This window comes from Actinospica acidithermotolerans (assembly GCF_018139625.1).
Lineage (GTDB): Bacteria > Actinomycetota > Actinomycetes > Streptomycetales > Catenulisporaceae > Actinospica > Actinospica acidithermotolerans.
In genome coordinates this window covers 1-12,244 of the sequence record NZ_JAGSOH010000168.1, presented here as the reverse complement: position 1 = coordinate 12,244, position 12,244 = coordinate 1, and the positions used below count along the sequence as shown (strand labels likewise).

The window sequence follows — 12,244 nt, the reverse complement described above, 5'->3', positions numbered from 1 at the left end:
GGGCCGGCGAGGTCCGCGGCGGGGGTCGGGACGGCGGTCGGCAGGCTGTACAGGTGCGCGCTCATGCCGACCATGATTTCATCCCGCGGTGACGGGCTGTTTTCGCGCAGGAGGCGGGCAGCCGGCGTCAGGTGCGGATTCTCCCCGCCGCGCGCCGTCAGACGCCGATCTTCCCCTGCACCCTCGCACTCCGAGAGTCTTCCGCGCGGTAGAACTCCAGGCCGCCTTCCCGCGCCGCGGACTCCGATCTTCCGCGCGCCGTCAGCCGCCGACCCTTCCCGCGCGTCCTCGGGCTCCGAGTCTTCCGCGCGGTCGAACTCCAGGCCTTCCCGCGCCGCGGACTCCGATCTTCTCCGCCCTCCCTGCCGTCAGACGCCGATTCTCCCCCCTGCCGTCAGACGCCGATCTTCCCCGTGTCATCCGCGGCGGAGCGGGCGAGGAGGGTGCGCACGAGTTTGGCCACGTAGCGGCGGTCCTCCCTGCTCAGCCTGCCCACGGCCGAGACCAGGAACTCGACCTCCGGGTCCGTGGTGAGCGTGAGCACCGTGTGCTCGGTGGCCTCGGCGGCCGCGGCGCGCACCCGCTCCGCGGGCAGGTCGAGGCCGGCGGCGAGCCGGGTGAGGGTCTGCGGGTGCGGGGGACGGCTGGGCTGCTCGTTCGTGGCCAGGTGGTGGACCGTCGAGCGGGGCAGCGCGCCGCGACGGGCCACCTCGGCGAACGACCAGTGCTTCTCGGCCATCCGCGTCCGGATCAGTGCCTGAAGAGGGTTCATGCGCGTGACCTCGGCTTTCACCGCCGCTGCGGCGCGGCGGCCTCGCTGTCAGGGTAACCGCGATCCGGCCGCGGGGCGCGCTCCGGGGGCACGCGGAGGGCCGGAGCTGTGTGATCGTTCTCATGCCGCGGGCCGGTTTACCGGCCTCTCAGGCTGGATTGATAGCCTGGATGGCCTAGTAGTCGTACTGGTATGGACATAATGGGGGTGTCGCGCCGATGAGTCGCCACTCGCTGGCCGAGGTCTGGGAGCGCTTCGGCCCCCGGCTGCCCGAGATGGCCTTCGAGCCCGGCCTGGTCGCCGCCGTCGACCAGCACGCCGCCGCCGTCCGCGACACGCTCGGCGGCCCGGACGCCTACCACGTCACGCTCGCCGACTACGCCCTCGGCTTCCTGGACGCGCTGCGCGAGGCCGACTGGCGCGAGCACGCGGGCTACGACTTCGCCACGCTCCGGCTGACCGCCGTCTCCTGGCTGATCCGCGAGCACCGGCTGCCGCTCGGCCCCGCCCCGACGGGTTCGACGGGTTCGACGGGTCCGACGGGTCAGGCGGGGCAGGGCGGCCCGGGCCCGCTGGGTCCGGCTCCGGCATTCTGAGCTGGTCGTCCCGCACTGCGCGCGACGGATCCGGCGAGCCGATCTATGGTCGAGGGATAAGCCTTTGGTCCGATCTGCAGGAAGGATCGAGGATGACCGGATTCACTCCGGGACGCGACGGCGGCCAGGCCGTGACCCCGTCGCCCGGATTCACCGTGAAGGCGAGAAAGACCAGGAAGGCCCGGCACAAGGACGACCAGGCCCGGATCACCGCGCACGCCCGCTCCGTGGGCCGCACCGGCAAGGTGCGCGAGCGCGGGATGGACGAGGCCGAGGAGCAGGCCGTCGACGAGCGCGCGCAGGTGCCGGTGGTGCCGCGGCGGGAGAACGCCGAGCCCGGCGAGGCGCGCGAGCACGTGCGCCGGGACATCGGCAGCCACGTCGTCGTGTTCGAACTCGGCGCCGCTGGCAACCCCGAGGACCTGACCGGGCCGTTCCGCGACCCGCGGGGGACGGAAATGCACTGGGCCGTGCGCTGCCTGACGCACGAGGACACCCGGTACTTCGGCGGCCACCGCGCCGCGATCCAGGCGGTCAAGGCCTCGCACACCTGGTGCGCGGGCTGCGCCGAGGCCGTCGCGAACAACCGGCGGATCCGGCACCGGGCGCGGGCCCGGCTGAGGGAGGCGACGTCATGAGCTCCAGCGGTACGGGCGGCGTGCCGCAGCACGAGAAGCGGGCGAGGGACCGGCGGATGCGGCAGACCGCGAAGAAGCAGGTGCGGCGCGCCGAGATAGTGCTCGACAAGTACCGCGCCCGCGCCGCGAAGATACTGCACACCGAGGGCATGCACGGCGGCGCCGAGCAGGAGAAGCCGAGCACGTACGTCTACCGGATCCTCCGCCACCGCGAGACCGGCGTGCGCGTGATGGTGCTCGACTGCGAGGCGCCCGACGCGCCCGCCTCCGCGAAGGGCGAGGCGGTGCACCGTTACCTCGTCCAGTGCGAGACGCACGGCCTCAACGGCGACTCCTTCGTCAGCGCTAAGGCCGCTCTGAAGGCAGCCCGGCGCTCGGACGAGTGGTGCTCGATGTGCTCCGGGCTGATGAGCTCGAAGCCGAAGGCACGCAACAGGGCCAGGCTGACCGCCAGGCACGGCCGGCGGGACGGCGGGGGATCGCGGCAGGACTCCTACCTGCCGTAAGGGACCGTACCTGCCGTTAAGGGAACGCCGCCGCCCCGGAAGAACGCAGCGCTGTGGCCCGCACCCCGATGAAGGGATGCGGGCCACAGCCGTGTCTGCGCGGGTGACGGACGATCAGGAGCGCGGGTCGAACGGGTTGCCCTCGCCGGTGGTGCCCTCGCCGGGCATGCCGCCCTGGCCGGCCGGGCCCTCGCCGGGCATCTCCGGACGGCCGGTCGTGCCCTGCCGCGCACGGCGTGCCTCCTCCTCGGCGGCCTGCGTGCCGTGCATGTGGCCGGCCGCGTACGCCTCGCCGCTGCCGACCGGGCGGTTGCCCATCGTGCCGGAGACGTTCGTGACCTCGCGTTCGGCCGAGCTCAGCATCCGCTCCCAGCGCTGCTGCATCGGACGGATCATGCCGCCGCCGACACCGACGATGATCACGCCCGCGATCGTGGCGAGGATCGCGGTGAGCACCGGGCCGCTGACCGCGGTGGCGATGCCGGCCTGGCCGAGCGCGGCGAAGACGCCGAGGGCGATGATGCAGACGCCTGCGGCGGTGCCGAGCATCGGGCCGTACGACAGGCTGCTGAGCGTGTTCGACACGAGATCGCGGACCGCGCGCGCGATCATCGCGGCGATCACGATGATGGCGACGGCCACCAGACCGCGCGGGATCCAGGCCAGGATGCTGCGCAGGACCGTGTTGATCGGGTTCGAGCCGAAGACGCCGAAGGCGACCTGCAGCACGAGCAGCAGCATCACGTAGTAGGCGATCTTGCCGACGAGTCTCGGCCCGTCGTAGTCGCTGCGTTCGAGGGCCCGCGCCATGCCGGCGCGCTCCATCACGCGCTCGAAGTGCACGCGGCGCAGCACGCTCTCCACGGCCTTGCCGATCACCTTCGCGATGATCCAGCCGATGAACAGCACGATGAGGAAGCCGACGAAGCGCGGCACCCACGTCGTGAAGCTGTTCCACATCGAGGTGATGCCGCCGGTCCAATCGACCCCGGCGACGTAGATCTGCTGACTGTGTTGCATAGCCAGTTCCGTGCCCTTCCGGATCACCGGCACGCGGACGGATCCGACGCGCTCTGTCACTCCTTGGTAACACGAGGTCAGCTGGGCGAGCGCTTTCGATTAGGCCGATTGAGGGCGCGTCAGCCCCATACGGGTTCAGGGACCTCGCGCACCTCTCCGTCCCCGGCCAGATGCAGGAAGCGGCTGAAGGAACGGGTGAACCAGCGGTCGTGGGTGACCGCGATCACCGTGCCGGCGAATTCGGCCAGCCCGGCCTCCAGCGCTTCCGCGCTGGCCAGGTCCAGGTTGTCGGTCGGCTCGTCGAGCAGCAGCAGGGTCGCGCCGGACAGTTCCAGCAGCAGGATCAGGAACCGCGCCTGCTGCCCGCCGGAGAGCTGCTCGAAGCGCACGTCGCCCTGCGCGGCGAGCTCGTAGCGGCTCAGCGCGGGCATCGCCTGGTCGCGCGGCAGGCTCGGGCGCCGCGTGTCGCCGCGCCAGAGGATCTCCACGAGCGTCGCGCCGACGAGTTCGGGCCGGTCGTGCGTCTGCGAGAAGTGCCCGGGCACGACGCGGGCCCCGAGCCGCGCGCTGCCCTCGTGCGCGACGGGGGCGAGCGGGGTGAGCGGCTCGCCCTCGGGATCGGTGCCGCCGCGGCCGAGCAGCCGCAGCAGGTGCGACTTGCCGGTGCCGTTCGCGCCGAGCACGGCGATCCGGTCGCCGTACCAGGCCTCGAAGTCGAACGGCAGGGTCAGGTCGGTGAGCTCCAGCTGCTCGCACATGACGGCCCGTTTGCCGGTCCGGCCGCCGTCGAGGCGCATCCGGATGTTCTGGTCCTTCGGCGGGATCGGCGGCGGCCCGTCCGCCTCGAACTTCGCCAGCCGGGTGCGCGCGGCCTGCAGCCGCGTCGCCATGTCCGAGTTGTAGCGCGCCTTGGCCTGGTACATCCGGACCAGGTCCTTGAGCTTGGCGTGCTCCTCGTCCCAGCGCCGGCGGTCCTCGTCCAGCCGCTCGTGCCGGGCGGTGCGCGCCTCGTGCCAGGACGCGAACGTGCCGGGATGCACCCAGGCGGAGCCGCCTTCGACGGCGACCACGGCGGTGGCGGTGTTCGCGAGCAGCTCCCGGTCGTGCGAGACGAACAGCAGCGTCTTCGGGCTCTCCCGGATCCGTCGCTCGAGCCAGAGCTTGCCGGGCACGTCGAGGAAGTTGTCCGGCTCGTCGAGCAGCAGCACCTCGTCGTCCCCGCGGAGCAGCAGGTCCAGCGCGAAGCGCTTCTGCTGGCCGCCGGAGAGGGTACGCATCGGGCGGTCGCGCACCTCGTTCCAGGGCTTGCCGAGGGTCGCGACCGCGACGGTGTCGAAGACGACTTCGAGGTCGTAGCCGCCGACGTCGCCCCACGCGGCCAGCGCGGAGGCGTACTTGAGCTGCGCGCGCTCGCCGGCGCCGGCCGCCGCGATGGCGGCCTCCGCGTGCGCGACCCGTTCGCCCGCGGCGCGCAGCGTCGGCGAACAGAGCGAGAGGGCGAGCTGGCCGACCGTCGTATCGTCGCCGATCATGCCGATGAACTGCCGCATCACGCCGAGGCCGCCGCCGCGCGCGATCGTGCCGCTCGACGTCGTCGTGTCCCCGGCCACCAGCCGCAGCAGCGTCGTCTTGCCCGCGCCGTTCGGCCCGACGAGCGCCACCTTCGCGCCCTCGCCGACCCGGAACGTCACGTCCGAGAAGAGCATCCGGCCGTCGGGGAGCCGGTAGCCGACGCTGGAGAGATCGACGTAGCCCATGATGCGCGAGTATCGCCGCCGGGTCCGGGCGGTGTCACCCGAATTTCACGCGGCCAGCGCCTCGAGCCGGTCCAGCAGCAGTTCGAGGCAGAAGGCGAAGGTGCTCGACTCCGCGTGCGCGACGACGATCGGCGCCTCGGCCGCGAGGTGCGGGAACTGCCCGGGGTCGACGTCGCTGTACGCGTCCTGCCAGCGCTGCACGTCCGCGGCGCGGACCTCGTCCGGCCTGGCCAGGAAGTCCGCGTCGACGGCGCTGAAGGCGAGCACGAAGTCGCCGAAGCTGCGGTAGAGCCGCACGGCCTGCTCGCCCGCGAAGCCGGCCCGGTGCAGCTCGCCGAGTACGAGGTCGATGACGCGGCTCTCGTGCGCGCCGCCGGTCACCCGGGAGGCGACGGCGGTGGCGACGCGGGGGTGCGCGACGTACACGCCGTACGTGCGCTCGGCGATGGCGCGCAGGTTCGCCTTCCAGTCCCCGCCGGGCTCGAAGCCCTCGAGGGCCTGCGCGATCAGCCGGTCGGCCATCGCCAGGAACAGCGCGTCCACGCTCGCGAAGTACCGGTAGACCGCGGTCGGGTCGCAGCCGATCGCCGCGCCGAGCCGGCGTACCGAGAGCGCCGCCGCGCCGTGCTCGCCGACCAGGGACAGCGCCGCGTCCACGATCAGCTCCGCGGACAGCACGGCGCCGGTCTTCGTCCGGGTGTTCCGGCGGCGCGATTCGATCACCCTGGCCATGGCGGCCATTCAATCACGCCCGTACCCCGTGCGTTTCGTCCGCCGAAATTTACCGTCAACACCGTTGACAGAATACGGGGGTGGCCGCACCATCGACGTCACGGCACAATCCTCCTGTCCGCATCCAGCCAAGGACACTCGATGGTTAATCCCCAACCCGCCCCGGACGGGCAGCAGGACCGGCTGCGCGAGAGCGTCGGCCCCGTGGGCACCGCGGTGATCGCGATGGCGAACACCGCGCCCACCCTCAGCATCGGCATCGGGCTCGGGCTGATCAGCCTGGACGCCGGCAGCGCGGTCCCGGCGATGGTGCTCATCGCCGCGGTGCTCGTGCTCGGCATCGCGCTCGCCTTCAGCCGGCTCAACCGCGTCGAGCGCGACCTGGGGGCCAGCTACACCTGGGTCGGCCGCACCCTCGGGCCCTGGCTCGGCTTCCAGTGCGGCTGGGTCACCCTCGCCGGCACCACGATCTACCTCGCCTACGGCAGCCAGGTCTGCGGCTCGCTCGTCCTCGCGTTCGCCAACGAATGCCACCTGGCCAGCGCCTTCGGACTCGCGCTCAACCCCTCCTCGATCGCGCTGTCCACGACCGTGGGCCTGATCGCGCTGATCGGCCTCACCTACCTCGCGCTGCGCGGCGCCGACCTGGTCGCCAGGATCCAGACTCCGCTGATCGTGTTCGAATACCTCGTGCTGATCGGCTTCTGCGGCTACGCGGCGATCCGCGGCACGCACCACGTCGCGCTCGCCTGGTTCAACCCGATGACCGCGCCGTCCGCCAAGCTCGCCGCGACCGGGATCATCCTGTGCGTCTACTGCTTCTGGGGCTGGGACAGCGCGTTCTCGCTCACCGAGGAGACGCACGACGCGCGCGACTCCTCGCGGGCCGGCTTCGGCTCGATCTTCCTGATGCTCGGGCTCTTCCTGCTCGCCGCGATCGGCTTCGAGCGCTACTTCTCCCTCGACGCGCTCGGCGCCAACGGAGCCCAGCTGCTGCCGTACCTCGGCACCCAGATCGCCAAGCAGCCGCTGGCCGCGCTGCCGCTGCTCGCGATGCTGTTCTCCTCGGTCGCCTCGCTGCAGACCGGCGTCGTGCCGAACGCGCGCGGCGCGCTCGCCATGGGCCGCGACGGCGCGCTCGGCCGGATCTGGACCCGGGTGAGCCTGAAGCACGGCACCCCGGCTGCCGGCACCCTGCTGATCGCGGGCATCGCGGCGGCGATCGCGGTGCTGGGCATCGGGATCGGCACGCTCAACCAGTTCATCACCGCGATGGCCACGTCGGTCGGCATCCTCGTCTCCGGCTACTACGGCCTCGCCGGGCTCGCCTGCGCCTGGCGCTTCCGCGGCGAGGTGCGCGACGGCGTCTGGCCCGCCCTGCGGTCGGTGATCCTGCCGCTGATCAGCGCGGCCTGCATGCTCGGCCTCGGCGCGTTCCTCGCGGTCAGCAACTGGCAGCAGGCCGACGGCTTCGCCCTCAACGCGCAGAACGGCCGCTTCCTCGCGCTCGTCCCGATGAGCGTCGTCGCCGTCGGACTGCTCGTCTCCGCCTGGGCGAAATGGGGACGTAAGGCGCCGTACTTCGCGTCCCGCCGCGCCGTCGCCCCCGCCGTACCGCTGCTCGAGGAAAGTGCCCTGTGATGACTGCTGCTCCCGCGTCCGCACACCACGCCGACCTGCTGTTCGACAACGGCGCCGTCTTCACCGGCGACTCCGCGGGACCGACCACGGTGCCGGTCGCCGTGCGGGACGGGCGGATCGCCGCGGTCGGCGCGCACGCCCGGGAACTCGCCGGGCCGCGCACCGAGCACGTCGACCTGGCCGGGAGGCTGCTCGTCCCCGGCTTCCAGGACTCGCACATCCACGCGCTCTTCGGCGGCGTCGAGCTCGGCCGGTGCGAGCTGAGCAAGCTCGGCACCGCGGCCGAATACCTCGAAGCGATCGGCGCGTACGCCCGCGCCGAACCGGACCAGGAGTGGATCACCGGCGGCGGCTGGTCGCTCGAAGCGTTCCCCGGCGGCCTGCCCACCGCGGCCGCGCTCGATACCGTGGTCGCCGACCGGCCGGTCTTCCTGCCCAACCGCGACCACCACGGCGCCTGGGTCAACACCCGCGCGCTCGAACTCGCCGGGATCACCCGCGCCACCCCGGACCCGGTCGACGGACGCATCGAGCGCGACGCGCGCGGCGAGCCGACCGGCATGCTGCAGGAGGGCGCGACCAGGCTCGTCGAATCGCTGCTGCCGCGCACCTCCGACGCCGAGTTGGACACCGCTTTCGACCGCGCGCAGGCCCTGCTGCACTCGCTCGGCATCACGGCATGGCAGGACGCCCTGGTCGGCAATGGCCTCGGCCAGCCGGACAACTTCGCCGTCTACCTCAGGGCGGCCGAATCGGGCCGGCTCACGGCGCGGGTCCGCGGCGCCCTGTGGTGGGAGCGCGACCGCGGCGCCGAGCAGATCGAGGCGTTCATCGAGCGCCGGCGGCTCGGCCGTGCCGCCGGCGACGGCCGCTTCGACCCGGGCAGCGTGAAGATCATGCAGGACGGGATCATCGAGAACGGCACCGCCGCGCTCACCGCGCCCTATGTGCAGCCGTGCGCGTGCGGCTCCGCGAGCGGCGGCGGTAACACCGGGCTCAGCTTCGTCGACCCGGAACTGCTGTGCGGCTACGTCGCACGGCTCGACCGGGAGGGCTTCCAGGTGCACTTCCACGCCCTCGGCGACCGCGCCGTGCGCGAGGCCCTGGACGCGATCGAGGCGGCCCGCAAGGCGAACGGCGAGAGCGCGCACCGGCACCACCTCGCGCACCTCCAGGTCGTGCACCCGGAGGACGTCGCCCGCTTCGCCGCCCTCGGCGCGGTCGCGAACATCCAGCCGCTGTGGGCCTGCCACGAGCCGCAGATGGACGAGCTCGCGATCCCCGTCCTCGGGCCGGAGCGCTCCGACTGGCAGTACCCGTTCCGGGACCTGCTGGCGAGCGGCGCGCGGCTGGCGGCGGGTAGCGACTGGCCGGTCTCCAGCCCGGACCCGGTCCAGGGCGTCCACGTCGCGGTCAACCGGGTCTCTCCCGGCGGCGAAGGCGCCCCGCTCACCCCGGACCAGCGGATCGGCCTCGCCGACGCGCTGACGGCGTACACCGCCGGCACGGCTTACGTGAACCACCTCGACGAGACCGGACGCATCGCCCCCGGGATGCTCGCCGACCTGGCCGTGCTCGACCGGAACCCGTTCGGCGCGCCCGCCGAGGAGATCCACCGGGCCAGCGCGGCCGCCACGTACGTCGGCGGAACGCTGGTGTACGAGGCCTGATCAGCGCGGGGCGCGCAGCATGAAGATGTCCACGGGAGTCTCGGTCACGGCGGTGAATCCGTGCCGTTCGTACAGCCACCGTGCCCGGCTCCCGTGCAGGACGTTGACGCGCACGACGAGGTGCTCGCGGTCGCAGCGTTCGAGCAGCGTGCCGAGGACGGCGGAGCCGATCCCCCTGCCGTGCCAGCGCGGATCGAGGTAGAAGTGCTCGAGCCAGTGGGCGTCGACGTCCGGCCGCAGGGCGACGCAGCCGGCGAAGGCGCCCTCGACCTCGATCACCCATGTGTGTTCGGCCGCGAATCCGTTGCGCAGCCGCTGGCGTACCCGATCGGGATCGAAGCGGCCGAGCCGCTCGAGATCCGGACGCATCGTCACGGCGCGTAGCTCCGCGATCTGCTCAACGTCCGCATCTTCGGCGGGGCGCAACTCCCAATCTGCCATGACCCGGAGACTAGCGCACTGAGCTGCACCTAGTCGCTAGCGGACGGCAAGAAATCCGGGCCCGACACGCCGTGTGCCGGGCCCGGATCCGCTGCGTGATCAGGAGTTCGCGATGCTGTGAACCATGTAAGCCGCCTGAGACTCCCACTGGGAGTACAGCGAGCCGTCGAAGGAACGCTGCACCGACTGCGCGGCGGAGGACAGGCTCATGCTCTCGTAGCCCGACGGCAGCTCCTTGAGGAACGCCTTCGCGGCGTACGTCGGGTCGGTCAGCTCGGACGCGCTGCCCCAGCCCATCGACGGACGCTGCTGGAACAGGCCCAGCGAGTCGCGGTCGCCGTAGTGCAGGTTGTGCAGCGAGGACTCCTGCATGGCCGTGGCCACGGCGATGGTCGCGGCGTACGCGGACATGTTCATGTCCTTCGCGGCCTGCACGATCTTCGTCGCGTTGTTCCACTGGTCGGAGGAGGGGGAGAAGCGCTGCTGCGAGCCCTCGGTGCCGGTCGGCTCCAGCGAGGAGTAGCTCACGCCGGCGTAAGGCTTCGTGGACACGGTCGTCGCGGTGTTCGACTGCGCGGTCGTGTTCGTGGTGGTCGTGGTCTTCGCGGGGGCCTGGGTGGCGGGCGCGGCGGCGGCCTTCGCGGCGGGCGCGGCCTGCTTGGCGGCGGGCGCGGCCTGCTTGGCCGCGGTGCCGCTCGCCTTGGTCGCGGCGGCGGCCTTGGCGGTGGTGTGCTGCGCGGTGGTGTGCTGCGCGACGGTGTGCGGGGCGGTGGCGGACGCGGCGGTCGTGGTGGTGGCGGACGCGGTCAGCGGGGTGACGGCCACGGCGACGGCGGCGAGGGCCAGCCCGGCGGCGGGGACGGCGTGGTTGAGCTTGACCCGCTTGAGCGCGCGGGCAGGGTTGAACGACGACACGGTTGTAGACAGCCTCTCCTTCGGCCGCCTACCGGGTTAGCTGACGGGTTCGGGCGGAAGGTGAGGTTCGCCCTACGGTCCTTTCTGCACACGGAGTCATGCTTCGATCACGGTGTGCACCCAGGGGACCGATTCACCCCGGGGATCCTCCGCGAAGACGCGGCGTGGTGGGTCCCCGGCTCCCCTCGCGGGGACTCGGCGGGTGCGGCCGGTGCCGGACGGATTCCTCGGCGTCAGCCGGTCGCACAGTCATCGACCATACATACCTTGTCGTGACTTGTCACAAATAGTGCATAAAGCGGACAGAGCGTGACCCATGGGCCACGCTCTGCCGAGAAATTCATGAGTTTCCGACCCTCCGGGCCGGAATCGGGCTAACTGGGCGCCTCGCCGTTCACGATGTCGTAGACCATCGTCGTGGCCTGCTTCTGCCACTGTGCGTAAGCGGTCGGATACCCGGAGCGCTGCACGTCCTGCGCGGCCTCCCAGAGGTAGATGCTCTGGTAGTCCGGCGCGTCCGCCTCGAGCGCGGCCAGGAAGGCGTTCGCGGCGTACGAGGGGGTGGTCAGCTCGGAGGCGGTGCCCCAGCCCTGCGAGGGGCGCTGCTGGAACAGGCCCAGCGAGTCCGCGTTGGTCGCGGAGGTGAGGTTGATCAGCTGGGACTCCTGGATCGCGGTGGCGACGGCCACGACGGCCGCGTAGAGCGGCATGCCGCGCTTCTCGGCCACCTCGACTATCGTCCGGGCGTTCTCCCACTGGTCCGTGCTCGGGGTGAAGGTGTTCTGCGTGCCGTACTCGGCCACCGGCTCGAGCGCGCCCCAGGTGACCGAGGCGTAGGGGTTCGAGGAGGTCGCGCTGGCCTTCGCGCTGGCGGACGCCGAGGCGCTGGCCGTGGCCTTCGCGGATATCTTCACCTGCGTGACCTTGGGCGACGCCGTCGAGGTGGCGGTCGCGGTCGCGGAGGCGGACGCCGAGGCTCCGGCGGAGGTCGCCGCGCTGGCCGGCAGGACGTCCGCGGTCGCGGCGTTCGGCGTGGTGCCCTGGTGGTGGCCGCCGATCGTCATCGCGGCTGCGACGCCGCCCGGCGCGCCGACCACGGTTCCGGCGAGCGCCGCGACGGTGATCGCCGGGTACTTCCGGGTCCAGGACTGGCTCGCGTCGGACTGCACGATCGGCGACTTGCGGCTGTGTTTGGCGTGACTGCCCACGGTCGGGTAAACGGCCCTCTCCTTCGGCCGCCTACCGGGTTAGCTGACGGGTTCGGGCGGAAGAAGGCGCCCTACGGCCTCGCCCCGTGGGTGGGGCGGGGGCCGATTCACCCCGGGGATTTGCCAGGCGCGGGCCTGGCGGGTTGGGTCCCCGGCTCCCCTCGCGGGGACTCGGCGGGCGCGTCCGGTGCCGCTGATTGCGACGTCCGCCGGAAGCGCTGAGGCCAGAACCTAACAGACCGACGGGCCGGATGTCACCGTTTCGTCTCGAAGTTGCCGCAAGCTTGACTTGCCGTCAGTTCGCCCTGGGCTTACGGCTCACCGCGGGTGAATCAGCCCGCTCCGGAC

13 protein-coding genes and 2 riboswitches are annotated in these 12,244 nt (G+C 72.0%); of the genes, 6 read left to right on the top strand and 7 right to left on the bottom strand.

Annotation, left to right across the window (positions count from 1 at the left end; genetic code table 11):
• Positions 1-394 precede the first annotated feature (394 nt).
• Entirely contained in the window at positions 395-772 is a 378-nt protein-coding gene (locus KDK95_RS31835) for a hypothetical protein (RefSeq protein ID WP_212522059.1), read from the bottom strand.
• 218 nt (positions 773-990) lie between these two features.
• On the opposite strand from KDK95_RS31835, the gene KDK95_RS31830 reads away from it, so the two are divergent.
• From KDK95_RS31830 to KDK95_RS31820, 3 genes are all read left to right on the top strand, one after another.
• The gene (locus KDK95_RS31830) at positions 991-1,368 is read left to right on the top strand and encodes a DUF6401 family natural product biosynthesis protein (RefSeq protein WP_212522058.1); all 378 of its coding nucleotides are present in this window, start codon (positions 991-993) and stop codon (positions 1,366-1,368) included.
• A gap of 92 nt (positions 1,369-1,460) precedes the next feature.
• Positions 1,461-2,006 carry a hypothetical protein gene (locus KDK95_RS31825; protein ID WP_212522057.1) on the top strand — a complete coding sequence of 182 codons (546 nt, stop codon included), beginning with the start codon at positions 1,461-1,463 and terminating at the stop codon, positions 2,004-2,006.
• Positions 2,003-2,512: a hypothetical protein gene (locus KDK95_RS31820; RefSeq protein WP_212522056.1), complete on the top strand. Its 510-nt coding sequence runs from the start codon at positions 2,003-2,005 to the stop codon at positions 2,510-2,512. The genes KDK95_RS31825 and KDK95_RS31820 overlap by 4 nt, the downstream gene beginning before the upstream one ends.
• A 114-nt stretch (positions 2,513-2,626) precedes the next feature.
• Here KDK95_RS31820 and KDK95_RS31815 read toward each other — a convergent pair whose 3' ends face one another.
• The 3 genes from KDK95_RS31815 to KDK95_RS31805 all read right to left on the bottom strand — a co-directional run bounded on the left by KDK95_RS31815 (position 2,627) and on the right by KDK95_RS31805 (position 6,021).
• On the bottom strand, positions 2,627-3,532 hold the full coding sequence (locus KDK95_RS31815; protein WP_212522055.1) for a mechanosensitive ion channel family protein: 906 nt from the start codon (positions 3,530-3,532) through the stop codon (positions 2,627-2,629).
• A 119-nt stretch (positions 3,533-3,651) separates the two neighbouring features.
• Entirely contained in the window at positions 3,652-5,289 is a 1,638-nt protein-coding gene (locus KDK95_RS31810; RefSeq protein ID WP_212522054.1) for an ABC-F family ATP-binding cassette domain-containing protein, read from the bottom strand.
• Positions 5,290-5,334: 45 nt separating this feature from the next.
• Positions 5,335-6,021 carry a TetR/AcrR family transcriptional regulator gene (locus KDK95_RS31805; RefSeq protein WP_212522053.1) on the bottom strand — a complete coding sequence of 229 codons (687 nt, stop codon included), beginning with the start codon at positions 6,019-6,021 and terminating at the stop codon, positions 5,335-5,337.
• Between the two features lie 141 nt (positions 6,022-6,162).
• Here KDK95_RS31805 and KDK95_RS31800 point away from each other — a divergent pair, with 141 nt between their 5' ends.
• Positions 6,163-7,662, top strand: a complete 1,500-nt coding sequence (locus KDK95_RS31800; RefSeq protein WP_212522052.1) for an APC family permease — start codon at positions 6,163-6,165, stop codon at positions 7,660-7,662.
• Entirely contained in the window at positions 7,662-9,332 is a 1,671-nt protein-coding gene (locus KDK95_RS31795) for an amidohydrolase (protein WP_212522051.1), read from the top strand. The genes KDK95_RS31800 and KDK95_RS31795 overlap by 1 nt, the downstream gene beginning before the upstream one ends.
• Here KDK95_RS31795 and KDK95_RS31790 read toward each other — a convergent pair whose 3' ends face one another.
• The 3 genes from KDK95_RS31790 to KDK95_RS31780 form a co-directional block, all read right to left on the bottom strand.
• Complete coding sequence (locus KDK95_RS31790) at positions 9,333-9,773, bottom strand: GNAT family N-acetyltransferase (RefSeq protein WP_212522050.1); 441 nt, start codon at positions 9,771-9,773, stop codon at positions 9,333-9,335.
• Between the two features lie 99 nt (positions 9,774-9,872).
• Positions 9,873-10,688: a hypothetical protein gene (locus tag KDK95_RS31785; RefSeq protein ID WP_212522049.1), complete on the bottom strand. Its 816-nt coding sequence runs from the start codon at positions 10,686-10,688 to the stop codon at positions 9,873-9,875.
• A 10-nt stretch (positions 10,689-10,698) separates the two neighbouring features.
• Positions 10,699-10,899: riboswitch (cyclic di-AMP (ydaO/yuaA leader) on the bottom strand.
• Positions 10,900-11,062: 163 nt separating this feature from the next.
• Positions 11,063-11,602, bottom strand: coding sequence for a hypothetical protein (locus KDK95_RS31780; RefSeq protein WP_212522048.1), 540 nt, complete (start codon positions 11,600-11,602; stop codon positions 11,063-11,065).
• Between the two features lie 4 nt (positions 11,603-11,606).
• Between KDK95_RS31780 and KDK95_RS31775 the strand changes: the two genes are divergently transcribed.
• Positions 11,607-11,888: a hypothetical protein gene (locus KDK95_RS31775; RefSeq protein ID WP_212522047.1), complete on the top strand. Its 282-nt coding sequence runs from the start codon at positions 11,607-11,609 to the stop codon at positions 11,886-11,888.
• A gap of 25 nt (positions 11,889-11,913) precedes the next feature.
• Positions 11,914-12,073: riboswitch (cyclic di-AMP (ydaO/yuaA leader) on the bottom strand.
• Positions 12,074-12,244 lie beyond the last annotated feature (171 nt).

Excerpts from the sequence above, each read along its gene's own strand:
- KDK95_RS31810 (WP_212522054.1), bottom strand. The coding sequence starts at position 5,289 with ATGGGCTACGTCGATCTCTCCAGCGTCGGCTACCGGCTCCCCGACGGC.
- KDK95_RS31825 (WP_212522057.1), top strand. The coding sequence starts at position 1,461 with ATGACCGGATTCACTCCGGGACGCGACGGCGGCCAGGCCGTGACCCCG.
- KDK95_RS31800 (WP_212522052.1), top strand. The coding sequence starts at position 6,163 with ATGGTTAATCCCCAACCCGCCCCGGACGGGCAGCAGGACCGGCTGCGC.
- KDK95_RS31835 (WP_212522059.1), bottom strand. The coding sequence starts at position 772 with ATGAACCCTCTTCAGGCACTGATCCGGACGCGGATGGCCGAGAAGCAC.
- KDK95_RS31805 (WP_212522053.1), bottom strand. The coding sequence starts at position 6,021 with ATGGCCAGGGTGATCGAATCGCGCCGCCGGAACACCCGGACGAAGACC.
- KDK95_RS31820 (WP_212522056.1), top strand. The coding sequence starts at position 2,003 with ATGAGCTCCAGCGGTACGGGCGGCGTGCCGCAGCACGAGAAGCGGGCG.
- KDK95_RS31830 (WP_212522058.1), top strand. The coding sequence starts at position 991 with ATGAGTCGCCACTCGCTGGCCGAGGTCTGGGAGCGCTTCGGCCCCCGG.
- KDK95_RS31790 (WP_212522050.1), bottom strand. The coding sequence starts at position 9,773 with ATGGCAGATTGGGAGTTGCGCCCCGCCGAAGATGCGGACGTTGAGCAG.
- KDK95_RS31815 (WP_212522055.1), bottom strand. The coding sequence starts at position 3,532 with ATGCAACACAGTCAGCAGATCTACGTCGCCGGGGTCGATTGGACCGGC.
- KDK95_RS31795 (WP_212522051.1), top strand. The coding sequence starts at position 7,662 with ATGACTGCTGCTCCCGCGTCCGCACACCACGCCGACCTGCTGTTCGAC.